A 25,944-nucleotide genomic window follows, 5' to 3' on the forward strand; every position below is an offset into this window, starting at 1 on the left:
CCCATGTGAGAGTAGGTCATCGTCAAGCACCTATACCAAAACCCCCGATCGTGAAAACGGTCGGGGGTTTTACTTTGTGCAGTAAAAATCCACAGTTCGCGCGCTGGCCTTGATAGGCAACTAAACGGCACGTGGCTATGAGGCGGGTACGCGTCTTGGGCGCGCACCCTACCTGTTATTTAGTTGAGTGCATCACTCAGTGCTTTTGCTGGCACGTACTTAACGACTTTCTTCGCTGCTATTTGCAGCGTTTCACCTGTCTGTGGGTTGCGCCCGGTGCGAGCTGGACGCTCAGTAACTTTGAGTTTTCCGATGCCGGGTAGGGTGATTTCATCACCATTTTCGAGGGCGTCCGAAACGATTTCACTTAATTGTTCAAGAGCGGCGCGTACTGTGCTCTTGGGGGTGTCGATAGCTTCCGCAATATCGTTGATCAACTGGTCTTTGGTCATTGCCACGGTGTTGCTCCTTTGGGTGATGATGCGTCTGTCTGGATGCTTGGTCGCAGTTATTAGTCGTAGTGACAAAAGTTTTTAGGTTGTGTCGGTGTGGTCTAGGCTCATGCTACTTGGCCATGAATAGGAGAGCCAGCATGCCTCGCGCCTTCGCTGATTTAGGGTTTCGTTGGAAAATTGCGTTACCTATTTTGTTGTTGGCTGTGCTCCTGGTCACGATGGGGGGATTGGGAATGCGTGGTATCGCCCAGGTGGCCGACTCCAGTACGAAATTAACTAACCGCTATTTGCCGGGTATTAGCCTTCTGCTGAATGCTGATCGTGATCTCTACCAAGCTTTTGTGGCCGAGCGTAGCCTGCTAGACGAGGCTGTAGGTGAGCGTGTGGAGGCGCTGACCTCTACACATGCGGAGAATATGCAACAGGCTTACGACCGGGTGCATAAATTTGCTGCAATGCAGCCGGGAAGTGAAGCGATGCAGCTGGTTGCTCAATTTGATGCTGGTTTTGAACGCTGGAAAAGTACTTCGCTGAGGGTGTTAGAGCTGTCGAAAAGTGATCCGCAGGCTGCCAGTTTACTTAGTTTTACTACTAGCGAAGAACAGTTTGATGCGATGCGTACAGCCATCGACAAGCTAGGTGAAATGGATGATCAGTCGGCTAATGCCGAAGGCCAGGCGGCGATCCAGTTGGGTAAAACGTTAAGTTGGCAGCAGGGGGTGATCGTTGCGGTTGGCTTAGGTGTTTGTCTTGTATTGGTAGTTGGTTTTCCCATCCTGGTTACTGGCCCGCTGCATCGTCTGCTTAATCGCATTGAAGCGATTGCGGATGGGGACGGCGATCTACGTGTGCGCTTGGATGTGCTATCTAATGATGAGCTAGGCAAGCTAAGCCATGCGTTTAACCGCTTTTTGGATAAGTTACAGCCGCTTATAAAGGAGGTGGGCCGCGTAACCGGAGAAGTCGAAAGTTCTGCACAGCGTCTGGCAGGTATGGCTGCGGCCAATGATCGACTGATTAGTAGTGAGCATGCTGCAGTAGATCAGGTCAGCACAGCTGCTACCGAAATGAGTTCTGCTGTGCATGAGGTGGCGCGTAATGCGCAGAATGCAGCTGATGCTGCGCGTAATGCTGAAGCCCAGTCCCGGGAAGGTGCTCAGGTAGTTGGGGCAACAATTAACTCGATTCGTCAGTTGGCGTTGGAGGTTGAGAGTGCCTCTACATCTATTCAGGCGCTTGAGCAGGAGGCAGCCAGTATTGGCGCAGTGCTTGCCGTGATCAGGGGTATAGCCGAGCAAACTAACTTGTTGGCACTGAATGCCGCTATTGAGGCTGCGCGAGCTGGGGAGCAGGGGCGAGGTTTCGCAGTCGTCGCAGATGAAGTTCGTGCCTTGGCGGCACGCACTCAGGAGTCGACCAAAGATATCCAGGTCATGATCGAACGGTTGCAGGCGGGGGTGCAGAATGCCGTTAAGGCAACCCACTCAGGTAGCAACAAGGCGCGGCAGAGTGTTGAGCAGGCAGCTGGAGTGGACCAGGCGCTTACTGATACCAGTGACTCGGTACAGCGCATTAACGATATGACTGCGCAGATAGCCACTGCTTGCGAGCAGCAGAGCAGCGTGACTGAAGAGATTGCGCGCAATATCAGTGATATTCGTGATCTTTCTAATGAAGCTGCGCAGACTTCTGAGCAAAGTGCGCAAGCCAGTCAACATCTCTCAGAGTTGTCGCAAGGTCTGACTCGGCTCGTGGGTCGGTTTCGCGTTTAATTAGCTAAGTGTTTGAAACAGTTGTAACTTCAATTCAAGCCGGTACAATGGCGCGGCTTGCTTATGGCAAGCTGCGTTATGGTGGCCCTGCCGGTCCCCTCGCAACGATTACCCGTGAACCTGGTCAGATCCGGAAGGAAGCAGCCACAGCGGGAACATTGTGTGCCGAGGTGTGGCTGGTGGGGTTGCCTCCAATATATAAATCCTTGATTTTAAAGGATTTATCAGTCAAAAATCTGAAGTATGACAGCGTTTAAGTACACCTAAGTGGTGCACTTTGCTGACAATCCTACCTTGTTAATTTTACTCATATCATCGTAGCCACTCAGCTGGCAGTGTCATCTGTGAGTCGCCACCAACTCTCTTGTTTCTTCGATAGCCATTCCAAGGGCCAGGATTTTTCGGTCTGCTCCACCTGCTGCTGCAAGCATCAGCCCCACTGGTGCATCACCAGGCGCGTGGCAGGGAAGTGACAAGGCGCAGCCGTCGAGGAAGTTAATAAAGGTCGGGTTACGCAATATCAAGCCATTGGCGCGGAAATAGGCTTGTTCGTCCTGTTGTAAGTCCTCAATCTTCGGTGCTATCAGCGGAACGGTCGGCATCAGCAGGGCGCTAAATTCGACGATGCGCTGTTCGACACTAGCAATCCAGTGGCGGCGCGCCTCGATTAAGTCGATGTAGTCGGCTGCGCTGATCTTCTCGCCTAATGCGATGCGTGAGACTACGCGTGGGTCGTAGGCTGCTGCGTTGCGCTGAATGTGCTTATGGTGCCAGGCCCAGGCCTCTGCGGCGCTAAATGTGCCGCGAGCGTTGATGTCAGTAAGTGCGTTGAATTCAGGAATGGCGATGCGGCGAATACGTGCGCCTGCGGCGCTTAGGCGTGCGCAAGCAGCGTCGAATGCTTCGGCCACCTTGTCGTCGAGGTCATCTAGCACCACGTCAGTGGGGATGGCAAAGACACTGTCGGCTAGGTTCGCGGGCCTTGGCAGTTCGGGCGGCTGGCCGGCGAGGACTGCGTCGAGAATGGCGCAGCAGCGTACAGAGGCTGCCAGTGGACCGATAGAGTCGAGTGAGGTCGACAGAGGCAGCGCTCCGTCCATGGGGACCCGCCGTGCCGTGGGTTTGAAACCGGTTAGGCCACACAGTGCTGAGGGAATGCGCACCGATCCGCCCGTGTCCGAGCCAATGGCGGCAATGGCCATGCCATCACTGACGGAAACTGCTGCGCCAGACGAGGAGCCTCCAGGAATGCGCCCGATAGCGCGGTCCCAGGGGTTGCGTGGAGTGCCATAGTGCGGATTGAGACCCAGGCCCGAGTAGGCGAACTCAGTCATGTTGGTGCGGCCGACAATGACCGCGCCAGCGGCCTGTAGGCGTGCCACGACGATGGCGTCGCTGTTGGCTGGAGCGGCATCGCGTAACAGCGTTGAGCCTGCAGTTGTGGCTTGTCCGGCAAGATCGAACAGGTCTTTGACTGAAATCGGCAGGCCGTCGAGCGGCGAGCGGCTGAGGCCCGCAGCGCGCAGTTGGTCACTCGCGTGGGCGCTGGCCAGGGCGCGTTCTGCGGTGAGCCGCGTGAACACCCGTGAGCCTTCGCCGGCAGGGTCGGTGGCACGCGCCAGCGCGGCTTGGACTAGCTCGACGGAGCTGGTTTTACCGCTGGCCAAGGCACTGGCTAGTTGTTCGATGGTCGGTAGCATAGTGGGTTCCTTGCTCGAGTTCAGGCCACTTCAGGGAGGATCGATAGGCTGTAACGATGGCGGATGCTGCGCTGGCGACGTGGGTCGTACAGTTCCATCTCAAACACCGGCGCTGGGCGGATGCCGCCGATCACCGCGACGGTGCCGCAGGTCATGGCGTAACCATCGTCGAGTGCTGGGCTTCCGCTATAGCCGTTAATCAAATCTGTGGCGCTGCGCAGGGTGGCCAGGCTGCCGTCTTGATAGAGCACCTCATGGCCGTTTTCAATGATACGTGAACGAACCTGCAGCTCGTCCCAATAGTCTGCGACCTCGTCCAGGCGCCAGGCGCTGCGCGCTACAGGCTTGACGCATAGCTGTTTGGACAAGGCTACGCTGTAGGCCTCCAGTTTGCGGTCGGTGTGATCGGATGCGATGCTCAGGTACTGCACGCCTGCCACCGAGAAGACAAATGCTTCAACCTCACCGGAAGACTCACTGCCGATCACTTGCAGGTTTTCGCTTTGGCTTAACTGGTTGCTGGCTACGCGGTAGTAGAGCGGCACTGCGCTAGGGCGGGGTACGCCGATGGCAGCCAACTCTTCGATATGGTGCTCGATGGCGTGGATGTCGCGGCCTGCCCAGCCTGCGACGATCAACTGTTTGATGTCGGCCTGCAGCGTCTCTGTGCCCGTCGGGGTTTCCAGGGAGAAATCGAGTTTCATGGTTATGCTTCCGTTAAGTGGGGGAGTGTGCCGCGAGATATTTCTCGCGGCGCGGGAGTCAATTGGCGAAGAGCGTGGGCAGCCACAGCGCCAGACCAGGGAACGCGGCGAGCAGCGCAACCATTAGGAACAGCGCGGCAACGAAGGGCAGGCTGCCGAGGATTACTGCCTGCATCGAGCCGCTCTTGCGCAGGCTCTGTACCACGAAGAGGTTGAGGCCTACTGGTGGGGTGATAAGCGCGGTTTCCACCAGTACGATAATCACGATGCCCAGCCAGATTGGGTCGAAGCCTAGGGCGATCATGATTGGCGCGACGATCGGAATGGTGGTGATCATCATGGACAGGGTCTCCATGAAGCAGCCCAGCACCACATAGAAAATCACCACAGCCAACAGCATCCACATCGGTGAAACACCCAGTCCGCTGATGGTCGTGGTGATTGCGCTGGTGAGGCCCGTGGCTGACATGATGAAGTTGAGGAACCCGGCAGCAATCACGATCAACATGATCATGGCGCTGGCGCGCATGCTGTTCTCCACGACTTCGGCGAGCATCTGCCGGTTGAGTTTGCCGAAGCACGCCGCCAGCAGCAGTGCACCTACTACGCCCAGTGCCGCGGCCTCGGTGGGCGTGGCTAGGCCGGCGTAGATTGAACCGACCACCAACAGGAATATGCCCAGTGGTGGCAGCAGATGGACCAGACTGGCGAAGCGGGCACTCCAGGTCGCGTGTACCCGTTGCCCGCCCCATTGGGGTTTGACCAGGCAGGCGATGCTAATCATCAGCATGAACATGGCGGCCATAAGCAGGCCGGGGATGATGCCGGCCAGATACAGCGATGGTACTGAGGAGTTGGTTAGTACGCCGTAGATCACTAGGTTGATTGAGGGCGGGATAAGAATACCCAGGGTGCCGCCGGCGGCGATGGAACCGAGGAACAAGGGCTCGTTGTAACCGAAGCGCTTGATCTGCGGCAGGGCTACGGTGCCTACGGTGGCGGCAGTGGCCACGCTGGAGCCGGAGGTCGCCGAGAACAGCGTTGAGGCACCGATGTTGGCGTGCATCAGGCCGCCGGGTAGCCACGACAGCCATAGGCTCATGGCGCCGTACATGCGCTCGGCAAAGCCGGCGCGCAGGAGAATTTCACCCAGCATGATGAACAGCGGTACTGCCACCAGCAAAAATTCGTTGCTTGAACTCCAGGCCAGTTCGCCCATGGCGCGCGTGAGCGGCAGCATGGAGTAGAGCGGGTCGAGAATCAGGCCGAGGACACCCAGTGCCGCGGCTACCGGAATGCTCAGGCCGATCAGCGTGAGCAGTATGATCAGGGCTACGGCGATCATGCGCTGGCCTCCCGAACAAGACGCTCGCCAGTGGCGGCTTCCTCTTGGGCTTCTTCCTGTGCTGACCTGACGCCACAGAGCTGCTTCAGGGTGGCGATATCACCGGTCACCAGGGCGACGCTGGCGCGAATCAGCATCAATGCCAGGACCATTGAGAACCAGGCCAGGCCGAGTACCCAAAGACTTTGTGGCACCCACAGCGGTGTTGCCAGCGGAGTATTGGCAGCCGAGTTGTTGAGCCAGGAGGTCATGGCCACGTCGTAGGCGTAGTAGGTGAGGTACACCGAAAAGACGCCCAGGCTGACCAGGGCAATCCAGTCGAGCAGGGCGCTCAGGCGTACTGGCAGATATTGATAGATCACGTCGACCCGCACGTTGGCACGTTCCAGGGCGGTGAATGCCAAGGCCCAGCTGATGCTGATAGCAAATGCATAGCTGGACAGTTCGTCAGCGCCGCCGACGGTGATGCTGAACAGCCTGCGCATGATCACGTCGTAGGTGATCAGCAGTACGCTGGCCAGAGTTAGCGCGCCGCCGCACCAGACGGCGGTGCGTGACAAGCGTCCCGCAGCCGCTAGCAAACGAGCTAGCGGAATCAGAGAGGAGGAGGTCATCAGGGTACTCCAAGAGGCGTTCGCCTCCGTTTATATGGATGCGCGTCTGCCTGGGCTGGCGCGCATGCAGCGGTACGTGTACGACTTACTTGCTGGCAGTCAGCCCGAGGGTTTGCCCAACGGTTTTGTTGAAGTCGCTGACGCAGGCAGCGGAACAGCGCTCGGCCCACTTGTTAAGCACCTGCTGGCGAATTTCCACGAGTTTTGCGCGGTCGGCATCGCTCGGCTGTACCAAAACCATCTTGCCTTTTACCGGATAGGGGCAAGTGTCGGCGCCACTGTTGCAGTCGTAGCCCTCTTGCGTCTGTCGTGCGGCCGCGTTCCAGATATCGTCAATCAAGGTATCTACGTTGCCCTGCAGGAATGTCTGTACCTTTGGGTCAAGCTTGTTCCAGGTTTTTTGATTGACTGCATGGATTTGCTGGTTCCAGTTGATCGGCAAGGCGTAGAGGTGGGTGGAAACCTCATACCACTTGGCCGAGTAGCCGGACAGCGAGCCCGTGATGGCGCAGTCCACCAGCTTGTTTTGCATAGCTGGCACCACTTCGCCAAAGGCCAGGGTGACGCTGACGCCGCCCAGGGCTTCGACGAAGTCGGCTTGAGTGCGGCTGCTGGTGCGAACCTTTTTACCCTTGATGTCTGCCAGGCTCTGCACTGGCGCGTTGCAGAACAACACCTGGCCAGGGTAGGTGGAAATGCCCAGCAGTTTGATATTGGCGTTGCCACTGTAATAGTCGCTATAGACGGGTTCAAACGCCTCGGTCACGCGACGTGCAGTCGTTACATCGGGGGCCAGGCCGGCAATGTCGATGGCTTCGTTAATCGGGTTGTCGCTGGCGAAGTAAGACAGTGTCGCGGTGCCGAACTCAACCACGCCCTGAGACATCAGGCGCAACAGCTCAGGCCCTTTCAGGCCCATCTCATTGAAGCCCTTGATCTCGGCGCTGACCTGGCCGTTGGAGCGTTCGGGAATGGCGGTGGTCCAGAACGGTTTTTCGTAATCGTTATAAGCAGTCAGGTTGCTCAGGCCGCCGACTATTCGGAGCTGAGTTTTCGGTAATTCTTCAGCAATGGCATTAACGCTGCTGAGCAGAATGGCGGTGGCTACGCTGGCCAATACGGCGGTTGTTGTTTTCATGGAGCAGTCCTCTGGAGTGGCTGGGATGGCTGTGTCGTAACTAGAAAACTGACTGGTGGGCGCTGAGAATGTCGGTCACCAGCATGTGCCCTGGGGCATGAGTGATGCAGAACGCCGGGCGGCTGGCCGCGATAACGGCTTGAGGCGTCACGCCGCAGGCCCAGAACACCGGGATCTCCCCGGTACGCAGTTCAACGGGGTCGCCATAATCTGGGCTGTCGAGGTTGTTAATGCCGATTTGCCGGGCGTCGCCCAGGTGTACGGGGGCACCGTGTACGCCAGGAAAGCGCGAGGTGATCTGGATGGCACGAATTGCATCGGCGGCTTTCATTGGGCGCATCGACACCACCATTGGCCCGCTGAAAGGGCCTGCCGGACTGGTTTGAATGTTGCTGCGGTACATCGGCACGTTGCAGCCGCTGCTGATGTGGCGAATGTCGATGCCATCGGCCAATAGCGCTTCTTCAAAAGAGAACGAACAACCAATGGCAAAGCTCACCAGGTCATCGCGCCAGAGGTGATGGATATCGCTCGGTTCTTCGTGCAACTCGCCGTCGCGCCAGACTCGATAGCGCGGTAGGTCGCTGCGCAGATCAAGGTCTTGCCCAAGGGTTTTGATATACGGGCTGCCGACATCGGCGACGCCGATCAGTGGGCATGCCCGAGGGTTGCGCAGGCAGAACAGCAGGAAGTCGGCGGCCAGTGTTTCAGGTAGGATCGCCAGGTTGGCCTGTACATATCCAGGTGCCAGGTTGGCGGTGGGTGCAAGGTGTTCGCCGCGACGAACTTGCAAGCGAACCTGCTGGCTGACAGGGGGGGCGATAGCAAACATCTGCACTCCGAAGCTGAAAGATGACGCTTTCATTTCATGGCACGGGGCGATGGCTGTCTAATCGGTAGTTCGCATTAGTGCTCATAAGCAATATGGATCAGCTGCGCCTTGGGCAGCATGGGCAATCTGTGCGGCCAGGCGCGCGATAGCCGCGGCGACATGGCTGTCAGTGCCGGCTAGCCAACTGGCGGTAAAACTCAGCTCGGGCAACTCGTCCGCGTCCACCTCAAGCAGGCGCAGCCGGCCTTCGGCCAACTCCTTGCCGAGAAATATCGGTGCGATAACGCTGGTGCCGATGCCATCCAGAGCCATGCGCACAGCCATGCTCAGTGAGGCTGAGCCGTACATGCGCGGTTTGCGCACGCCATGTTGGATAAGCATGTCGCGTACGACCTGATAAGGCTTGCTGCTGGATGGGTAGGTGATGATGGGCAGTGCCCCGACCTGTTCCAGGGACAAGGGCTCCTCGCCCAATTGCAGTTGGGTACTGGCAACCCAGGCCAGGGGATAGCGGCACAGCGCAAGGTTTTCCATGTTGGGTTCGGCCAGCGGCCCCATAAGAAACGCCAGGTCGATTTGGCGCGCCAACAGGTGCGAGCGCAGGACGGGCGTTGTTTCTACCTCAATCTCCAGAACCAGATCAGGGAAGGTGGTATGAATCCGCTCCAGCAAGGTCGGTAGCCACGTCTGCACGATGGTTTCGGCAACGCCGATGCACAGGCGCCCACTGATCACGTTTTGCTCGCGCGCCACCAGCAGCATGTCGTGCTTCATCTCCAGCATGCGCTCGGCGTGAGCCAAGAGCGCCTGGCCCTTGGTCGTCAGGCGCAGGCCGCGCTTGTCACGGTCGAACAGGCACGTGTCTAGCCCGCGCTCAAGCTGGGCAATGCGCTGTGATATTGCCGGTTGGCTGGTATGCAGCTTTTCGGCCGCGGCGCGAAAGCTGCCCAGGGTGGCGATCCAGTAGAACGTTTCGATACCACGCAGCTCAATCATGTCTGCCTCCTTTGGCGATTCAGGCCAGGTGTCATGGCGGCGGTCGCGGCAGCAGATGCGCTGTACTCAGTTGCCGATGTCGCGCCAGGTGGCAAGCAGCTGCTGATGCTGTACCTGAGCCAATTCCTGTACCTCGGGTCTTAGCCGTAGTGTTTCACCGGGAAGGCACTGCGCCAGCCGTGCGACGGCCAACGGTGTCAGAGCACCTAGGCGCGGGTAGCCGCCGATGGTCTGGCGATCATTGAGCAGAATGATCGGTTGGCCATCGGGCGGAACTTGCACTGCGCCTAGCGGGATGCCTTCGGAGACCATGGTGCTACGTCGGCATTGCAGGACTGGTCCGAGCAGACGAATGCCCATGCGGTCGGCACGGGTGTCCAGGGTCCAGTCGTTATTAAACGCATCAAACAGGCTCTGCCCACTGAAGTCGGCAATCTGCGCGCCCATCACCAGATCGAGCTGAGGTTTGGGCTCGTAGCGCGGGATCTGTATGGCGGGCACTTCGCGCAGGCTGGATACGCTGCCCGACCACGTCAATTGATCACCCTTGTTGATCGCGCCGCCAGTGCCCTGCAGTCCGCCGAGGCCTTCACGCAGGTTGCTTGCGCAACTACCCAGCACCTGCGCTGCGATAAATCCGCCGGGAGCGCTGAGGTAGGCGCGCGCACCGTTGCGCGGCTGAGCGAAACTCAGGCGCTGGCCGCTGCGCACCTGGAAACTGCGCCAGGGCTGCAGTGGCTCGTCATTCAGGCGAGCGCCCAGGTCGGCGCCGCTCAGGGCAAGAGTAGTGTCCTGTTCGCACTGCAGTTCGAGGTTACCCAGGGTGATTTCCAGCACGGCGGCGCCAGGTGCATTGCCCAATAGCCAGTTAGCCCAGCGCAGGGCGACCCAGTCCAGCGCGCCGCTTTGGGTGACGCCCAGGTGGCGTACGCCATAGCGGCCGGCGTCCTGTAGCTGGATAAATGGAGTGCTGCTCAGGACGTGTAGCCCTGCTGCAGTTGGCAGCGTCATGGGGTGATCTCCAGCGGGCTGTCATCACCGCCGAGGCGGATGAATTCGGCATGGTCGATGGGCTCGAAGCGCACCCGATCACCTGGTTGCAACAAGCTATAGCCCTCAATGGCGTGGTCAAACAGGCGTGTTGGGGTGCGCCCCAGCAGGTTCCAGCCGCCCGGCGAGACCGCGGGGTAGACCGCAGTTTGACGCTCGGCGATGCCGACGCTGCCCGCTGCGATGCGTTTGCGTGGGGTGCTCAGGCGCGGTGCGGCCAGTGCCGGTTCGACCAGCCCCATAAAGGCGAAACCAGGCGCAAAACCCAGGGCGAAAACCTGATATTGGTGAGCGCTGTGGCGACGAATGACCTCTGCTTCGCTGAGTTGGCTGCGCTGCGCGAGCAGTGTCAGTTCTGGGCCAACGCTGCGGTCATACCAGGTTGGCAGGCTGTGTAGGCGACCGCTGCGGGTGTCGGCAGGCTGCAGGCCGTCGAAGGCTTGATCAATGTACTGACGGACCTGGGCTGCGCTTACGCACGTCAGGTCGTAGTGCAGCAGCAAGGTGGTGTAGGAGGGAACCAGGTCGATCAGCGCAGCACCGAAGACGTCGCGTAGGCGGCTACTGGCGGCGAGCATCCAGGGCATATTGCTTTCGTCGATCTGCTCGAACAGGCGCAGGATCAAACTATCGATGCCGGCCACTTCCAGCCGGGGGCGTGGGGCATTCATGTTCGGGCCAAGGCATTGAAGGCTTCACGGATGCGCTTGACCGCTGCCACGGAGCTGGCGTTGTCGCCATGCACGCAGAGGGTGTGCGCGCGTAGGGGCAGGGCGCTGCCGTCGCTGGCGATAAGGGCTTCACCCTTGGCCAGGGTGATTGCCTGGTTAACGATGATCTCACTGTCGTGGTGCACGGCATCCGGCACGCTGCGGCTGACCAGGAATCCGGCAGCATCGTAAGCGCGGTCGGCAAAGGCCTCGAACCACAGCGTAATGCCGCATTCGTCGCCCATGGCTTGGGCTTGGCTGTTGTCGCGGGTGCTCATCAGCATCACCGGCAAGCTGGCGTCATAGCGGGCGACCGCACGCATGACCGCACGCAGAATGGCGGGCTTGCGCATCATGTCTTGATACAGGGCCCCGTGGGGTTTGACGTAGCTGACGCGGCTGCCTTCGGCGCGGCAGAACGCTTCCAGCGCGCCGATCTGATAAAGCAGCAGGTCTTCAACTTCCTGCGCCGAGCAGTCCATTGAGCGGCGGCCGAAGCCGACCAGATCCGGGTAGGCGGGGTGCGCGCCGATGCGCACACCATGCTTAATGGCCAGGGCTACAGTCTTGCGCATGGTGCTGGGGTCCGAAGCATGGAAGCCGCAGGCAATGTTGGCGCAATCGATGAAGGGCATGACCTCAGCATCTAGGCCCATGGTCCAGGCGCCAAAGCTTTCGCCAATGTCGCAGTTCAGTAGCAGGCTGTTCATGGGCTGGGTCCTCTGACTAACGCGCCGGTGAGCCGGCGGGATAACGAAGTGCTTGGTACGGGCAAGGCCGTGCGCTGAGCTGTGGCGTCATTTTTCAACGCCACTGCAGGGGCGTCCAACTAATTAAAATGCGCGCAGGGGATAGGAAAATTCGATGGTGCTCGGCGCCGTGCAGGCGCGGGGCTAGGGTCTGTTGCCGTTTCATCGCGAGCCGCGTAGCAGCGCTGAAATAGCAACAGCCCTAAGGGACTTCAGCCAAGTTGAAAACGCTGGGCGCTGCGGCTTAGCGCGTCGACCTGGGCCGACAGACCGTCGGTGTGTTGCCCCAGGGTGTGACGCAGGTCTTTGCTCTGGCCGGTGTGCAGGTTGATGGTGTCCATCTTGCCGGCGATCTCATCGGTGGTGGTTGAGACTTCCTCGATTGCCACCACCACCTGATTCATTTCTCCGGTTAGTCGCTGCATTGCCTGGGTGATGGCGTTAATAGCTGTGGCGACCTGCGCGGCGTGCTGTTCGCTGTCGGCGGCCAAGCTCATGCCATTGCCCATCAACTGACGCATGTGCTGGGTCTGTTGCTGGAACTGCTCGACAATGGCCGCGATATCGGTCGTAGCCGCTACGGTTTTTTGTGCCAGCGAGCGGACTTCGTCGGCTACTACCGAGAAGCCGCGTCCGGCGTCACCGGCCCGGGCTGCTTCGATGGCCGCGTTGAGCGCTAGTAGGTTGGTCTGGTCGGCCAGGCTATTGATCACATCGATGATGCCGCTGACGCGGGTGCTGGTCTGACCCAGTTGATCGACTTGGGCGTGGCTCGCCTGGATCAATTGTGCCAGTTTGCCCATGCGGTCCACGCTGGCCTGGATTACGGCACCACCATCTTGCGCGGCGGTATAGGCGCTTTGGGTGGCGGTACCCACCTCGGCGGTGCGCTGGGCCATGTCGTTGAGGGTCAGGCTGATCTGTTGCGATGCGGAGGCGGCCTGTTCCGTTTGTTCTTCCACCTGGGTGCTGTTGTCGCCCAGCGCGAGCATTGCATCGCCGAGGTGATGGTGTAGGTGGTTGAGCGCTTGGTTGGCCTGCACCACTTGGGCAACGATACCGCCAATGCCCTGGATCATACGGTTGGTCGCGGTGGCCAGCTGGTTGAATTCGTCGTTGGGGTTGGCTCCAACCTGCAGGGTGCCAGTGAGGTTGCCCGAGGCCACCTGGCTGAGTAACTGAGTCGCTTGTTGCAGACGGGCAACCAAGGTGCGGGATGCATTGAGCAAGGTCAGAGTGAGCAGGCCGGCGACGGTGCAAAAGCTCAATCCCATAATCCACAACGCAGAACGCTGAGCGTGCTGGGCAGCCTGATTGGCACGCATCAGTAAACCGCTTTCGAGGTCACTTGCTTGGTCGTCGACACTGGCCTGCAGCTGCTGGCCCAATTGCGCGAGTGCGCGGTTTGTTTCTTCGATGTGCCCAATGCTTTGCTGCGTTTCGGCAAAGGTTTGGGCGAAGGCGTTGACGTTCTGCCCGATGGGGGTTTCCTGCCAATCTAGGTCCGTGACCTTGACCTGTAGCTCGGCGATTGCTGCCAGGACGCTTTGGGCGAAGGTTGGGTCATAGGTCGAGAGGTAGTCGCGTTGGCTGCTCAGGGCACTGCTGATGGCTGGCTGGATGAGACCGATGGTGATGCTCTCGAGGTTTTTAGCAGTCTCGCCTAGCGCTTTGCGCTGACCGTCGAAGGGCGTCATGCCAAGGGTCTGGTTAAGACTCAGCCAGGCCCGTTGTTGGGCCACGTCTTGCGCCATAATCGCCTGAATTTTCTGCGCATGCTCGATCACTACGGGATCTTTTAGGTCTTTGGCTTGAGTAATAAGTTGTGCAGTAAGCTCTTCAAGCTTACTTAGGTTTTGCATGAAATCCGCTTGGTTGTTGGGGGTCAGTTGCTGGCGCTGTGCATGGGTGCGCCACCACTGATTCATCAGTACGGTACTGCTGCTGGCATAGTTGCCGGCGTTTTCTCGGGCTTGCAGTGATGCGCTCAAACGCTGGTTAGCCCAATATGACGCAGCGGCCATTAAGCTCAGGCTGACTAGCGTCAGGGCGATAAGAACACGGAATTTTTGTTGCCAGGACAGGAAAAAGCTCACGATAACGCCTCGCCATCTTCTTTGAGGATGATTCTCAGGAATCGGCAAGTTGTCATACAACTTGATTGCGTGTCCATGCTTTGTTTGCCGATCTTAGAATGCTGACGAGGCCTTTGCGGCCTCGTCGTGCGTGCGCCTTTACCAGAGCGCCAGGGTGTAGCTGAGAATTAGCCGGTTCTCATCGATGTCATTGCCGAAGTTGGACCTGACTGTGGCATTGCGCCATTTCAGCCCGAGGTTCTTCAGCGGGCCGCCTTGCACCACGTAGGCGATGTCCATGTTGCGCTCCCACTCCTTACCTTCGGAGCTGCGTGCGGCAACATCGACGTTGTCGCCGGAAATGTAGCGGGTCATGAAGGTCAAACCGGGGATGCCGATGCTGGCGAAGTTATAGTCATAGCGTGCTTGCCAAGAGCGCTCTTCGGTATTGGCGAAGTCATTGATCTGCACGAAGTTGACCAGGAACGGGTCGCTGCTGGCGATGTAGGGGAAGGGGTCGTCGCCGCTCATGCGCTGGTAACCGGCACCGAAGGCATGGCCGCCCAGGGTGTAGGTGAACATCGCACCAAACGCTTTGTTGTCGATGTTGCGGAAATTACCGTCTTCACGGCTTTGCGAATAACGCAGGTCGGTTTTCAGCGACTGTCCGTCACCAAGTGGCAGCATGTGTACCAGGGTGCCGTAGTACTGCTGGTAGATGTCTTCCAGGGTGCCGTAATGCAGGCCTGCCGTGAGCTCAGGGGTGAACTTGTAGTCACCGCCGCCAAACATGAACGAGTCGCTGGTGCCGCCAATGCGGTTAGCGGTCATGTCGGTGTAGTCGGTGGAGCTGTTGGCCTTGATGCGGTTGAACTTGCCGCCTTGCAGGGTCAGCTTGTCGATTTCCTGCACATTCAGCAGTGCGCCCTGAAAGGTTTGCGGCAGCAGGCGCGAGTCGTTGCTTGAAACGATCGGGCTACGCAATTGCAGAGCGCCGACCTTGAGTGTGCTATTGGAAATTTTCGCCTTGGCGGTAACTGCCAGCTTGCCATACTGATCCTGCGAACCGCCGGAGCCATCAGCTGGCAGCAGGCCGCTGCCGGCAGTGCCATCAGCAGAGTCTAGTTTCAGCCCCAGCATGCCCATGGCATCGACCCCAAAACCGACGGTGCCAGCGGTGTAGCCTGACTCCATTCGCAGGATGAAGCCTTGTGCCCACTCTGCCGATTTGTCACGGGCGTCGGTTTGGCGAAAATCGCGATTGAAATAGTAATTGCGCAGCTCAAGGCTGGCCTTGCTGTCGTCGATGAAGTCGGCCTGGGCGAGGCTCGGCAAGGCGCTGCCGGCCATCAGTAGGCCGACCAGTTGGGTGCGAGGTGTCATGCAGGTGTCTCCGGGTTGGGAGCGCGCAGCGGCGTTGACCAGCTGCTTGGCAGGGCGCGATTGGAAGTTCTTTTTTTAGGGTGTGTGTATCGCCGATACATTCTTGGAAGTGTGTTGCGGCAGCGTCCAACGAGAAAAAACAGGGGGGGGCAATAGGAAAATCTGATGCCCGCCAGAGCCTTGGCGCAGGCTTGCTGGCATGTAACCTGCTACGCCTGAGGGCACATGTCCTGCTGTCGGTAGGGCTCGATCACGGCTCAGCAGAAGGCGCGGCAGCATGAACCTCAGATTTCTCGAAACCTTCGTTTGGGTGGCTCGCCTGAAGAGTTTTCGCCTCACCGCAGAGAAGCTCTTCAGCACTCAAGCATCAATCTCCAGCCGTATTGCCGCGTTGGAAGATGAACTCGGCACTCGCCTATTTCTACGCGACTCAAAAGGCGTATCGCTTACGCCGGAAGGGCAGAAGGTGCTCGAGTATGCCGAGCGCATGCTCGACACCATGCAGGCGCTCAAGCAATCAATCAGTGACACCGGCAGTGTGCGTGGGCGCATTCGGGTCGGGGCCATGGATACGGTTATTCACACCTGGCTGAGTCCGTTGGTAACAAAAATCATGGAGCGCTACCCAGCCGTGGAAATCGAGCTGACTGCCGACACCGCGCGCAACCTTAGCGAGCAATTGCAGAAGGGTTACCTGGATATCATCTTCCAGACCGACATGGTGCATGACAGCAGTGTGCGCAATCTGGAAATGGCCAGTTTCCCGGTGCGCTGGATTGTTCCCACGGGTTCGTTGTATCACCGTCCCTATGCCGCCATTGGTGAACTGGCGCGCGAACGCATCATTACTTTTTCGAAGAACTCGCGCCCCCACCAGGACATTCTCAACCTGCTGCATGCCGGTAATGTCAGTGCGCCGCGCATCAGCTGCGTAAACTCCATCGCCGCCATGACCCGCTTGATTCGCGATGGTTTCGGGGTTGGCGCGTTGCCGCCGGCGTTGGTCAGCGATGAGCTCAAGCAGGGCTTGCTGACGATTCTTGATGATGTGCCTGAACCACCGCCGTTGCCGGTTGTGGCAACCTGGCGAACTGGGGTTGGCCTGGAGTTGAGTGAGGACATCATCGCTCTGGCGGGCGAGGTGCTGCAGGACTACGCCGAACAAATGGGCGGCGCGATGATGGCGCTAGTAGTCCCTGCCTGCGAGCAAAAAAGCGCCTGATTGGCGCTATGGCACCGCGTTTTTTCTGGGTGTTGTAGCCTAGCTATACGGACGTTTAAACCCATTACATACGGGCCAGGGGATGACGAAAGTTATGCTCTGCACTGGTGCGGTCGCCGTGTTTGCGCCTTATTTTGTCTCATAACGATTTTCGATCATGTGCCCCCGGTTTTTCTAGTTGGACAGCCCTCGGCGATGCACTGAGACTCGAAATTGTCTTCCCATGACGACGCCGTCAGCGCGTTCAGAATAATGATCAGGAGAACTTCCATGAAGAGTACCCCGTCGCGTTTCGCTCTATCGGCCATCGCTTGCGTATTGGGCCTCAGCAGCCTCTGTGCTCACGCTGCCGAGCGCTGGAACATGAGCGTCGAACAACCGGACGGCAATTTCATCACCACCGTGGCCAAGGACTTTGCTCAGGATGTGGAAAAAACCACAGCCGGTGACCTGCAAATTCGCATCCACGCCAACTCGGTGTTGTTTAAACGTCCTGAGGTAAAGCGTGCAGTGCAGACCGGCCAGGTACAGGTGGGTGATGTCCTGATGTCCGTGCTGGGTAATGAAGACCCGATCTTCGAGATCGACAGTGTGCCTTTCCTTGCCCGTAACTATGAGCAGGCTCAAGCGCTATGGGCAGCTAGCCGTCCGGCTGTTGAGGAACGCTTGGCCAAGCAAGGTATTAAGCTGCTGTACGCCATGCCTTGGTCGCCACAAAGTATCTTCAGCAAGATGCCGATCAGTAACATGAGCGACTTCAAGGGTATGAAGTTCCGTGCCTACAATCCGGCCACTTCGCGCATGGCCGAGCTGATGGGGGCAGTCCCTACGGTGATCCAGACCGGCGAGATTCCTCAAGCGTTCAGCACTGGCATGATCACTGGAATGCTTACTTCGCCAACCACTGGTGTTGACTCCCAGGCTTGGGATTTCTCCACTTATTACTATGACGTCAAGGCGTTCATTCCGAAGAACTTTGTGATCGTTAATGCCCGGGCCTTTGCCCGCCTGCCGGAAGCGACCCAGGCTGCTGTGCTCGCCGCTGCCGAACGTGCTGAACAGCGCGGCTGGGCCATCGCGCAAGAGAAGACCGGTGAACTGGTAAAGACCCTCGCCGACAATGGTATGCAGGTCGCTGAGCAGGCACCAGCTGCGGTCGAAAGCGGGTTTGAGGGCATTGGTAAAACCATGACCGAGGAATGGCTCAAGCGTGCCGGCGCCGACGGCCAGGCAATTCTCGACACCTACTCGCGCTGATCCTTGCAACCCACCGGCGCGCCCCTGCCGGTGGGTTGTTTCAATCGCCTGCCTGGGAGCCCCGCGTCATGGCGCCATTGCACAAGCTCTACACCCTGTCTGGGTGGTTGTCCGGTGTATTTCTCGTTCTTATCTGCTTACTGGTGGTGGCACAGATTGTCGCGCGCCAGTTTGGCAGCATGGTCCCCGCAGCAGATGAGTTCGCGGCTTATGCCATGGCTGCTTCCGGTTTTATGGCTTTGCCTTATGCCTTGCAGCGTGGCGCGCACATTCGTGTCGAGCTGCTTTACCGCTTGCTTCCTCCCGCCGGGCGGCGCGCGGCTGATGTGCTGAGCACTTTGGTTGGGCTGTTGATCGCTCTTTATCTGGCCTGGTACTGCACTCTGTTCGTGCTTGAGTCCTATGAATTCAGTGAAGTGTCATCGGGCTTGCTGCCCATTCCCATGTGGTTGCCGCAGCTGCCGATGGTGCTCGGTACGTTGATCCTATCGGTCGCGATGGCCGAGCGGCTGTGGCTAACCTGCCTCGGTCAGCGTTTTGAAAGCCCCGACACCAGCGCCGTGATGAGCGAGTGACCCCTATGCGGGGTAGCCTTTCCACGCGGCAGTTGCCGCCTGCATCAGTGAGTGAAAAGTGGACTACACAATAATTACCCTGACCCTGGTGGTGGCACTGCTGGTGCTGCTTGGTGGGGGCGTCTGGGTGGCGCTGTCGCTACTAGGCGTTGGCATCCTGGGCATGGAGCTGTTCGCCGGTGCGCCGGCAGGTTCGATTCTGGCTTCCACCAGTTGGACCTCAAGCGCCAGCTGGACGCTGACCGCCTTACCGCTGTTCATCTGGATGGGTGAAATTCTCTACCGGACGCGCCTGTCTGAAGACATGTTCAATGGCCTGGCGCCCTGGATGCGCGGCTTGCCCGGTCGCCTGCTGCACGTCAACGTGTTCGGCTGTGGCTTGTTCGCTGCAGTGAGCGGCTCCTCGGCCGCGACAGCAGCGACCATCGGCCGGATCTCCCTGCCGGAACTGAAGTCGCGCGGCTACCCAGAAGCCATCGCCATGGGGTCGTTGGCCGGTGCTGGCACCCTAGGGCTGCTGATTCCGCCGTCGATCATGATGATTGTTTATGGTGTGGCGGCGCAGGTGTCGATTTCCCGCCTGTTTATCGCCGGTATCCTGCCGGGGTTACTGCTGCTGGTGATTTTCTCGGGCTTTCTTATGCTCTGGGCGGCATTCAACCGCGATCAGTTGCCAGAGGAGGGCGAGGCGCTGCCGTTCATGGAGAAGCTGCGCCGCGCCAAACTGCTTATTCCAGTGCTGGGGCTGATTATTGCGGTCATCGGTTCTATCTATGCCGGTATCGCCACGGCCACTGAAGCTGCCGCCGTCGGTGTGGTGGGTGCGCTACTGATCGCTTTGTGCTCCGGTGCGCTGACTCGCGAAACCTTTATGGCCAGTCTGATGGGCGCGGTCTGCACCTCCTGCATGATCTTCTTCATCCTGCTCGGCGCTGCCTACCTGACTTCGGCCATGAGCTTTACCGGGCTGCCCTCGGCATTGGCCGACTGGATCATCGGTAAGCAGCTTTCACCCTATGTGCTATTGCTCGCCCTGACGCTGTTCTTTATCGCCCTGGGCTGCTTCCTGGACGGTATTTCGATCATTCTGCTGACCACTGCAGTGGTGTTGCCAGCGGTACAGGCGGCGGGTATCGACCTGTTGTGGTTTGGCATCTTCGTCATTTTGGTGGTCGAGATGGCGCAGATCACTCCGCCGGTAGGTTTCAACCTGTTCGTCATTCAGAACCTAACAGGGCACAACCTGTGGATGGTCGCCAAGGCCAGCTTTCCATTCTTCCTGCTGCTGGTCCTGGCAGCGGTGCTGATTACCGTTTTCCCGCAGATTGTCCTGGCATTGCCCGAAGCGATGCGCGGCAATTAAGACGCTGACGGCCGCCCGCAATGGGCGGCCAAGGACTGTTCACGTGGTGTGATGTTGGTAGCTCTTTGCACCATAGTTGTGCAGGGGTGAAACAATATGTCGCAGCCTCGCAAGCGCCAACCCGCCCGCAGTCGTTAAGCTCGCTGGGCAACTGTGACCAGCGGGTCGTACCTGTCGCCTGTCTCATGACGTTCTCGGTAATGTAATCGGCGTTTCATGGGCTAACGTTGAACTACAACGTAATGGCAGCGGTCATGACCTGCGACTGCCCTAGTCAAATCACAAGCCAAATGGAGCACACCCATGGCGTTCTTTACGGCGGCCAGCAAAGCCGATTTTCAGCACCACCTGCAAACGGCCCTGGCGCAGCACGTCAGTGAACAGGCATTGCCACAAGTAGCCCTGTTCGCCGAGCAATTCTTTGGCATCATCGCCCTTGAGGAGCTGACCCAACGTCGCCTCTCGGATCTAGTCGGCTGCACGTTGTCATCTTGGCGGCTGCTTGAGCGTTTTACGCCAGCCAAACCGGAAGTACGCGTATTCAATCCTGATTATGAAAAACACGGCTGGCAGTCCACCCATACCGCCGTGGAAATTCTGCACAGCGATATCCCGTTTCTGGTCGATTCGGTACGTATGGAGCTGAACCGTCGCGGTTATAGCATCCACACCCTGCAGAACAGCGTGTTTAGCGTGCGCCGTAACAAAAACGGCGAACTGCAGGAAATCTTGCCTAAAGGTGCTCAGGGCAAGGATGTACAGCAGGAAGCGTTGATGTTCCTGGAGATCGACCGCTGCTCAAACGCCGGCGAGTTGAAGGTTCTGGAAAAAGCCCTGCACGACGTATTCAGCGATGTACGCCTGAGCGTGGCGGACTTCCAACCGATGAAAGCCAAGGCCAAAGAACTGCTGGCCTGGTTGGATAAAGTCAAACCAAGCCAGGTCGGACTCAAGGTTGAAGGGGCTGAGCTGGAAGAGATCAAGGTGTTTATGAGCTGGCTGCTCAATGATCACTTCACCTTCCTTGGTTATGAAGAATTTACCGTCGTCGATAGCGCCGATGGCGGCAGCATTGTGTACGACGAGAAGACCTTGCTGGGCCTCTCCAAGCGCTTACGTACCGGCCTTAAGGCAGATGAGGTGCTTATCGAACCGGAGGCGGTGGCCTATCTGCGTGAGCCACAGTTGTTGTCCTTTGCCAAGGCCGCTGTGCCGAGCTGTGTGCACCGTCCTGCCTACCCAGATCTGGTGTCGATCCGCGAACTGGATGCCAAGGGTAAGGTCATCAAGGAATGCCGCTTCATGGGCCTTTACACCTCTGCGGTGTATGCCGAAAGCGTGTGGAATATTCCGTTTATCCGCCGCAAGGTGGCGGTGATCAAGCAGAGCTCCGGTTTTGAAAGCAGCGCGCATTTGGGCAAAGAATTGGCTCAGGTGCTCGAAGTGCTGCCGCGCGATGATCTGTTCCAGACGCCAGTGGACGAGCTGTTCAACACCACCATGGCGATCGTGCAGATTCAGGAGCGCAACAAAATTCGCGTATTTCTGCGCCGCGATCCCTATGGTCGTTTCTGCTACTGCCTGGTTTATGTGCCGCGTGACGTGTACTCCACCGAAACCCGCATGAAAATCCAGCAGGTGTTGATGGACCGTCTGCAGGCGACTGATTGCGAATTCTGGACGTTCTTCTCTGAGTCGGTGCTGGCGCGGGTGCAGTTTATCCTCAAGGTCGACCCGTCGAACCGCGTGCAGATTGATCCGCTACGCCTGGAAAAAGAGGTCATTCAGGCCTGTCGCTCCTGGAAGGATGATTACACCAGCCTGATCGTCGAAAGCCTCGGTGAGGCCCAGGGCACCGAAGTGCTGAGTGAGTTCCCGGAAGGTTTTCCAGCCGGTTATCGCGAGCGTTTTGCCCCGCATTCGGCGGTGGTGGACATGCAGCACTTGCTGAGCCTGAGCACTGAGCGTCAGTTGGTGATGAGCTTCTACCAGCCGCTGACTCAGGGCGAGCAACAGTTGCATTGCAAGCTGTACCACGCGGACACGCCGCTGCCGCTGTCGGATGTGCTGCCGATCCTGGAAAACCTCGGTTTACGCGTGCTTGGTGAGTTCCCTTACAAGCTGCGCCGAGCTGACGGCCGCGAGTTCTGGATTCACGATTTTGCCTTCACCTATGCCGAAGGTCTGGATGTCGACATCCAGCAACTCAATGACACCCTGCAAGGTGCCTTCGTCAATATCGTCGGCGCTGCGGCCGAAAACGACGGTTTCAACCGGCTGGTGCTGATGGCGGCCATGCCGTGGCGTGACGTGGCGCTGCTGCGTGCGTATGCACGTTACCTCAAGCAGATTCGCCTGGGCTTTGACCTCAGCTACATTGCCAGCACCTTGGTCAACCATGCCGACATTGCCAAAGAGTTAGTGCGCCTGTTCAAGACGCGCTTCTATCTCGCGCGCAAACTGACTGCCGATGATCTGGAAGACAAACAGCAGAAGCTGGAGCAGGCGATTCTTGCCGCGCTGGATAACGTCGCGGTGCTCAACGAAGACCGCATCCTGCGGCGCTACCTGGACCTGATTAAGGCCACCCTGCGTACCAACTTCTATCAAACCGATGCAGCTGGGCAAAACAAGTCCTACTTCAGTTTCAAGCTCAATCCACGGGCGATTCCAGACATTCCTCGGCCGACGCCGAAGTTCGAGATTTTCGTCTACTCGCCGCGTGTTGAAGGGGTGCACCTGCGCTTTGGCGACGTCGCCCGTGGCGGCCTGCGGTGGTCGGACCGCGAGGAAGACTACCGTACCGAAGTGCTGGGCCTGGTGAAGGCACAGCAGGTGAAGAACGCGGTCATCGTGCCGATGGGTGCCAAGGGCGGTTTTATCCCGCGGCGCATGCCACTGGGTGGCTCACGTGATGAGATTCTGGCTGAAGGTATTGCCTGCTACCGGATCTTTATCAGCGGCCTGCTGGATATCACCGACAACCTGAAAGACGGTGCCGTAGTGCCGCCGCAGAACGTGGTACGCCATGACGGCGATGACCCTTACCTGGTAGTCGCCGCGGACAAAGGCACGGCAACCTTCTCCGATATCGCCAACGGCATTGCTGCCGACTATGGCTTCTGGCTGGACGACGCCTTCGCCTCGGGCGGCTCGGCAGGTTACGACCACAAAGGCATGGGCATTACCGCTAGGGGTGGCTGGGTTTCGGTGCAGCGGCATTTCCGTGAGCGCGGCATCGATGTGCAGAAAGATGATGTGACGGTGATCGGCATCGGCGACATGGCGGGTGACGTATTCGGCAACGGCTTGCTGCTGTCGGAAAGCCTGCAACTGGTGGCGGCCTTTAACCATATGCACATCTTTATCGACCCTAACCCCGACGCCGCCAAGAGCTTTGTCGAGCGCCAACGTCTATTCGACTTGCCGCGCTCCAGTTGGTCCGACTATGACGCCAAGCTGATTTCGGCCGGTGGCGGGATCTTCCTGCGCAGCGCCAAAAGCATCTCTATCAGCCCGCAGATGAAAGAGCGTTTTGACATCAGCGCTGACAAGTTGGCTCCAACCGAACTGCTGAATGCCTTACTCAAGGCTCCGGTGGACCTGCTGTGGAACGGCGGCATCGGCACCTATGTGAAGTCCAGCAAGGAAAGCCACGCCGATGTCGGCGACAAGGCTAACGACCTGCTGCGTGTTGATGGCTGCGAACTGCGCGCCAAGGTGGTGGGCGAGGGCGGTAACCTCGGCATGACTCAACTGGGCCGCGTCGAGTACGGCCTCAATGGCGGCAAGAGCAACACCGACTTTATCGACAACGCCGGTGGGGTGGACTGCTCCGACCACGAGGTAAACATCAAGATCCTGCTCGGTGAAATCGTTGCTGCTGGCGATATGACCGGCAAGCAGCGTAACAAGCTGCTGGTGCAGATGACCGACGCTGTTGGTGGCCTGGTGCTGGGTAACAACTACAAACAGACCCAAGCGTTGTCCTTGGCTGAGCGCCGGGCGCGTGAGCGGGTCGGCGAATACAAGCGTCTGATGAGCGCCCTAGAAGCGGCCGGCAAATTGGATCGCGCCTTAGAGTTCCTGCCCGCCGATGATGAGCTCAATGAGCGTACCGCCAAAGGCCTGGGCTTAACGCGCCCAGAACTGTCGGTACTGATCTCCTATAGCAAGATCGACCTCAAGGAGTCACTACTCAAATCCCAGGTGCCGGACGATGAGTATCTGGCCCGTGAGATGGAGACCGCCTTCCCGCCGCTGTTGGCAGAAAAGTTCGGTGAGCCGATGCGTCGTCATCGTCTCAAGCGCGAAATCGTTAGTACGCAGATCGCCAACGATCTGGTTAACCACATGGGCATCACCTTCGTGCAGCGTTTGAAGGAGTCCACCGGTATGAGTGCGGCGAATGTCGCCGGCGCTTATGTGATCGTGCGTGATCTGTTCCGTCTGCCGCACTGGTGGCAGCAGATCGAAGCGCTGGACTATAAGGTGTCCGCCGACCTGCAGCTGCAGTTGATGGACGAGCTGATGCGCCTGGGCCGTCGTGCTACGCGCTGGTTCCTGCGTAATCGCCGTAATGATCTGGATGCCGCTCGCGATGTGGCGCACTTTGCGCCGCGTATCGAGGCGTTGGTTGGTCGTTTGGATGAGTTGCTTGAAGGGCCGGCCCGTGAACAGTGGTTGGCGCGCTTCCAGGCTTATGTCGAGGCCGGTGTGCCTGAAGAGCTGGCTCGTGTGGTGGCCGGTACCAGCCATCTGTACACCTTGTTGCCGATCATTGAGGCGTCGGATGTAACCGGGCAAGAGCCGGCTCGGGTCGCGGCAGCGTACTTTGCCATTGGCGGTTCGCTGGAGCTGTCCTGGTACTTGCAGCAGGTCACCAGCCTGCCGGTAGAGAACAACTGGCAGGCATTGGCCCGTGAAGCCTTCCGTGATGATCTGGACTGGCAGCAGCGCGCCATCACCGTATCGGTACTGCAGATGGCCGAAGGGCCGGATGACATCGAGGAACGTGTCGGCGTGTGGCTGGATCAGCACCGCCGCTTGGTGGATCGTTGGAAGGTCATGCTGGGCGAGCTACGCGCGGCTACCAACACCGATTACGCCATGTACGCTGTGGCTAACCGGGAGTTGATGGACCTGGCGCAAAGCGCCTAAGCCTAAACGTGCAGGCCTAGAAAGGCTATGTGCTCTATAACTGTTGCATGGGGCGGTCAGCCGCCTCTTGCATACAGACCGCTGGGCACATGCGGTTCACCTTTACGTGACATTTTCGTGGATAGTCTCGGCTTGTATGCGCTCTTTGGCATGTGTTTCTAGAAGCGGCGATTTCATCCGCTAGTTCACGCAGCCGATTGATCAATGAAGCGGCTTATGCAACCGAACTTAGCGCGTCACTTGTGGGGGGGTGTAGAGCTGATACCACCATCAGTCATTCTTGGATCATGGTCATGATTTTGCTGATTGGAAAGCACGATATATTCACTCAGAGTTTTCTGGATCCGATTAGGGGGCTAGCTTTGGTTTGAATTTCGGGCAATAAAAAAGCCGCCCCAGAAACTGGGGCGGCTTTTCCTAGCCTTGTGAGCTATTACTTGCGGCTGGCTTTTTCCAGCATACGCAGAGCGCGCTCATTGGCTTCGTCAGCAGTTTGCTGAGCCTTCTGAGCAGCAGCCATAGCGTCGTCAGCCTTGCGGTAGGCTTCGTCAGCACGGGCTTGAGCGCGAGCAGCTGCATCTTCAGTTGCAGTCAGGCGAGCTTCAGTTTCTTTGGACATGCTGCTGCAACCGGTAGCCAGAACTGCGGCCAATGCCAGAGCAGAGAATTTCAGAACGTTGTTCATCGTGTTCCCCTATGAGGTGGAGGTTTTCCATAAAAGCAATTTCCTAGTTATAGGAAATTGGCCGGCGTACATACTACCTGTAACCTGTAGTAAGTAAACGGAGGTAAGGCAAGGTGCAGAGGTTTTTTTCTGTGTATTGCCTACTTGGTAAGCTGTTTG

20 protein-coding genes, 1 other RNA gene and 1 pseudogene are annotated in these 25,944 nt (G+C 58.4%); 8 read left to right on the forward strand and 14 right to left on the reverse strand.

What is annotated here, in order from left to right; genetic code table 11:
• Positions 1–179: 179 nt before the first annotated feature.
• Positions 180–479 (reverse strand): HU family DNA-binding protein, encoded by a 300-nt coding sequence (locus VCA57_RS18630; RefSeq protein WP_411186745.1) that lies wholly within the window; start codon positions 477–479, stop codon positions 180–182.
• A 113-nt stretch (positions 480–592) separates the two neighbouring features.
• On the opposite strand from VCA57_RS18630, the pseudogene VCA57_RS18635 reads away from it, so the two are divergent.
• From VCA57_RS18635 to ffs, 3 genes and pseudogenes are all read left to right on the forward strand, one after another.
• Positions 593–1,369 (forward strand): annotated as a pseudogene (locus VCA57_RS18635) (MCP four helix bundle domain-containing protein); the annotation flags it as partial.
• A gap of 78 nt (positions 1,370–1,447) precedes the next feature.
• On the forward strand, positions 1,448–2,227 hold the full coding sequence (locus VCA57_RS18640; RefSeq protein ID WP_411186747.1) for a methyl-accepting chemotaxis protein: 780 nt from the start codon (positions 1,448–1,450) through the stop codon (positions 2,225–2,227).
• Between the two features lie 88 nt (positions 2,228–2,315).
• Positions 2,316–2,412, forward strand: an RNA gene (gene ffs / locus VCA57_RS18645) — signal recognition particle sRNA small type.
• A 153-nt stretch (positions 2,413–2,565) separates the two neighbouring features.
• On the opposite strand, the gene VCA57_RS18650 is transcribed toward ffs, so the two are convergent.
• The 12 genes from VCA57_RS18650 to VCA57_RS18705 all read right to left on the reverse strand — a co-directional run bounded on the left by VCA57_RS18650 (position 2,566) and on the right by VCA57_RS18705 (position 15,523).
• A complete protein-coding gene (locus tag VCA57_RS18650) occupies positions 2,566–3,927 on the reverse strand; it encodes an amidase (RefSeq protein WP_411186565.1) in 1,362 nt (453 codons plus the stop codon).
• A gap of 20 nt (positions 3,928–3,947) precedes the next feature.
• A complete protein-coding gene (locus tag VCA57_RS18655; protein WP_411186566.1) occupies positions 3,948–4,631 on the reverse strand; it encodes a DUF2848 domain-containing protein in 684 nt (227 codons plus the stop codon).
• Between the two features lie 58 nt (positions 4,632–4,689).
• Entirely contained in the window at positions 4,690–5,976 is a 1,287-nt protein-coding gene (locus tag VCA57_RS18660; protein WP_411186567.1) for a TRAP transporter large permease, read from the reverse strand.
• The gene (locus tag VCA57_RS18665) at positions 5,973–6,590 is read right to left on the reverse strand and encodes a TRAP transporter small permease subunit (RefSeq protein ID WP_411186568.1); all 618 of its coding nucleotides are present in this window, start codon (positions 6,588–6,590) and stop codon (positions 5,973–5,975) included. The genes VCA57_RS18660 and VCA57_RS18665 overlap by 4 nt, the downstream gene beginning before the upstream one ends.
• Positions 6,591–6,675: 85 nt before the next feature.
• Complete coding sequence (locus tag VCA57_RS18670; RefSeq protein ID WP_411186569.1) at positions 6,676–7,728, reverse strand: TRAP transporter substrate-binding protein; 1,053 nt, start codon at positions 7,726–7,728, stop codon at positions 6,676–6,678.
• Between the two features lie 40 nt (positions 7,729–7,768).
• Entirely contained in the window at positions 7,769–8,560 is a 792-nt protein-coding gene (locus VCA57_RS18675; protein ID WP_411186570.1) for a putative hydro-lyase, read from the reverse strand.
• A gap of 81 nt (positions 8,561–8,641) precedes the next feature.
• Positions 8,642–9,556 (reverse strand): LysR family transcriptional regulator, encoded by a 915-nt coding sequence (locus VCA57_RS18680; RefSeq protein ID WP_411186571.1) that lies wholly within the window; start codon positions 9,554–9,556, stop codon positions 8,642–8,644.
• A gap of 66 nt (positions 9,557–9,622) precedes the next feature.
• On the reverse strand, positions 9,623–10,567 hold the full coding sequence (locus VCA57_RS18685; RefSeq protein WP_411186572.1) for a biotin-dependent carboxyltransferase family protein: 945 nt from the start codon (positions 10,565–10,567) through the stop codon (positions 9,623–9,625).
• The gene (gene pxpB, locus VCA57_RS18690; RefSeq protein ID WP_411186573.1) at positions 10,564–11,277 is read right to left on the reverse strand and encodes a 5-oxoprolinase subunit PxpB; all 714 of its coding nucleotides are present in this window, start codon (positions 11,275–11,277) and stop codon (positions 10,564–10,566) included. Before pxpB ends, VCA57_RS18685 begins: the two co-directional genes overlap by 4 nt.
• Positions 11,274–12,026 carry a 5-oxoprolinase subunit PxpA gene (locus tag VCA57_RS18695; RefSeq protein ID WP_411186574.1) on the reverse strand — a complete coding sequence of 251 codons (753 nt, stop codon included), beginning with the start codon at positions 12,024–12,026 and terminating at the stop codon, positions 11,274–11,276. The genes pxpB and VCA57_RS18695 overlap by 4 nt, the downstream gene beginning before the upstream one ends.
• A 251-nt stretch (positions 12,027–12,277) precedes the next feature.
• Complete coding sequence (locus VCA57_RS18700; RefSeq protein ID WP_411186575.1) at positions 12,278–14,161, reverse strand: methyl-accepting chemotaxis protein; 1,884 nt, start codon at positions 14,159–14,161, stop codon at positions 12,278–12,280.
• Positions 14,162–14,299: 138 nt separating this feature from the next.
• Positions 14,300–15,523: an OprD family porin gene (locus tag VCA57_RS18705; protein WP_411186576.1), complete on the reverse strand. Its 1,224-nt coding sequence runs from the start codon at positions 15,521–15,523 to the stop codon at positions 14,300–14,302.
• A 277-nt stretch (positions 15,524–15,800) separates the two neighbouring features.
• Between VCA57_RS18705 and VCA57_RS18710 the strand changes: the two genes are divergently transcribed.
• The 5 genes from VCA57_RS18710 to VCA57_RS18730 all read left to right on the forward strand — a co-directional run bounded on the left by VCA57_RS18710 (position 15,801) and on the right by VCA57_RS18730 (position 25,100).
• Positions 15,801–16,745: a LysR family transcriptional regulator gene (locus tag VCA57_RS18710; protein ID WP_411186577.1), complete on the forward strand. Its 945-nt coding sequence runs from the start codon at positions 15,801–15,803 to the stop codon at positions 16,743–16,745.
• 270 nt (positions 16,746–17,015) lie between these two features.
• Positions 17,016–18,002, forward strand: a complete 987-nt coding sequence (locus VCA57_RS18715; RefSeq protein ID WP_411186578.1) for a TRAP transporter substrate-binding protein — start codon at positions 17,016–17,018, stop codon at positions 18,000–18,002.
• Between the two features lie 68 nt (positions 18,003–18,070).
• Positions 18,071–18,577, forward strand: a complete 507-nt coding sequence (locus tag VCA57_RS18720; protein WP_411186579.1) for a TRAP transporter small permease — start codon at positions 18,071–18,073, stop codon at positions 18,575–18,577.
• A 58-nt stretch (positions 18,578–18,635) separates the two neighbouring features.
• Positions 18,636–19,940, forward strand: coding sequence for a TRAP transporter large permease (locus VCA57_RS18725; RefSeq protein WP_411186580.1), 1,305 nt, complete (start codon positions 18,636–18,638; stop codon positions 19,938–19,940).
• 303 nt (positions 19,941–20,243) lie between these two features.
• On the forward strand, positions 20,244–25,100 hold the full coding sequence (locus VCA57_RS18730; RefSeq protein ID WP_411186581.1) for an NAD-glutamate dehydrogenase: 4,857 nt from the start codon (positions 20,244–20,246) through the stop codon (positions 25,098–25,100).
• Positions 25,101–25,533: 433 nt separating this feature from the next.
• On the opposite strand, the gene oprI is transcribed toward VCA57_RS18730, so the two are convergent.
• Positions 25,534–25,785 (reverse strand): outer membrane lipoprotei OprI, encoded by a 252-nt coding sequence (gene oprI, locus VCA57_RS18735; RefSeq protein ID WP_090242095.1) that lies wholly within the window; start codon positions 25,783–25,785, stop codon positions 25,534–25,536.
• Positions 25,786–25,944 lie beyond the last annotated feature (159 nt).

Source organism: Pseudomonas sp., assembly GCF_046581935.1.
Taxonomy (GTDB): domain Bacteria; phylum Pseudomonadota; class Gammaproteobacteria; order Pseudomonadales; family Pseudomonadaceae; genus Aquipseudomonas.

Bases quoted from the DNA above. Each gene is read 5' to 3' on its own strand.
- VCA57_RS18715 (WP_411186578.1), top strand. From the start codon at position 17,016: ATGAAGAGTACCCCGTCGCGTTTCGCTCTATCGGCCATCGCTTGCGTA.
- VCA57_RS18685 (WP_411186572.1), bottom strand. From the start codon at position 10,567: ATGACGCTGCCAACTGCAGCAGGGCTACACGTCCTGAGCAGCACTCCA.
- VCA57_RS18670 (WP_411186569.1), bottom strand. From the start codon at position 7,728: ATGAAAACAACAACCGCCGTATTGGCCAGCGTAGCCACCGCCATTCTG.
- VCA57_RS18705 (WP_411186576.1), bottom strand. From the start codon at position 15,523: ATGACACCTCGCACCCAACTGGTCGGCCTACTGATGGCCGGCAGCGCC.
- VCA57_RS18650 (WP_411186565.1), bottom strand. From the start codon at position 3,927: ATGCTACCGACCATCGAACAACTAGCCAGTGCCTTGGCCAGCGGTAAA.
- VCA57_RS18710 (WP_411186577.1), top strand. From the start codon at position 15,801: ATGAACCTCAGATTTCTCGAAACCTTCGTTTGGGTGGCTCGCCTGAAG.
- VCA57_RS18720 (WP_411186579.1), top strand. From the start codon at position 18,071: ATGGCGCCATTGCACAAGCTCTACACCCTGTCTGGGTGGTTGTCCGGT.
- VCA57_RS18695 (WP_411186574.1), bottom strand. From the start codon at position 12,026: ATGAACAGCCTGCTACTGAACTGCGACATTGGCGAAAGCTTTGGCGCC.
- pxpB (WP_411186573.1), bottom strand. From the start codon at position 11,277: ATGAATGCCCCACGCCCCCGGCTGGAAGTGGCCGGCATCGATAGTTTG.
- VCA57_RS18665 (WP_411186568.1), bottom strand. From the start codon at position 6,590: ATGACCTCCTCCTCTCTGATTCCGCTAGCTCGTTTGCTAGCGGCTGCG.
- oprI (WP_090242095.1), bottom strand. From the start codon at position 25,785: ATGAACAACGTTCTGAAATTCTCTGCTCTGGCATTGGCCGCAGTTCTG.
- VCA57_RS18660 (WP_411186567.1), bottom strand. From the start codon at position 5,976: ATGATCGCCGTAGCCCTGATCATACTGCTCACGCTGATCGGCCTGAGC.
- VCA57_RS18640 (WP_411186747.1), top strand. From the start codon at position 1,448: ATGGCTGCGGCCAATGATCGACTGATTAGTAGTGAGCATGCTGCAGTA.
- VCA57_RS18680 (WP_411186571.1), bottom strand. From the start codon at position 9,556: ATGATTGAGCTGCGTGGTATCGAAACGTTCTACTGGATCGCCACCCTG.
- VCA57_RS18655 (WP_411186566.1), bottom strand. From the start codon at position 4,631: ATGAAACTCGATTTCTCCCTGGAAACCCCGACGGGCACAGAGACGCTG.
- VCA57_RS18730 (WP_411186581.1), top strand. From the start codon at position 20,244: ATGGCGTTCTTTACGGCGGCCAGCAAAGCCGATTTTCAGCACCACCTG.
- VCA57_RS18675 (WP_411186570.1), bottom strand. From the start codon at position 8,560: ATGTTTGCTATCGCCCCCCCTGTCAGCCAGCAGGTTCGCTTGCAAGTT.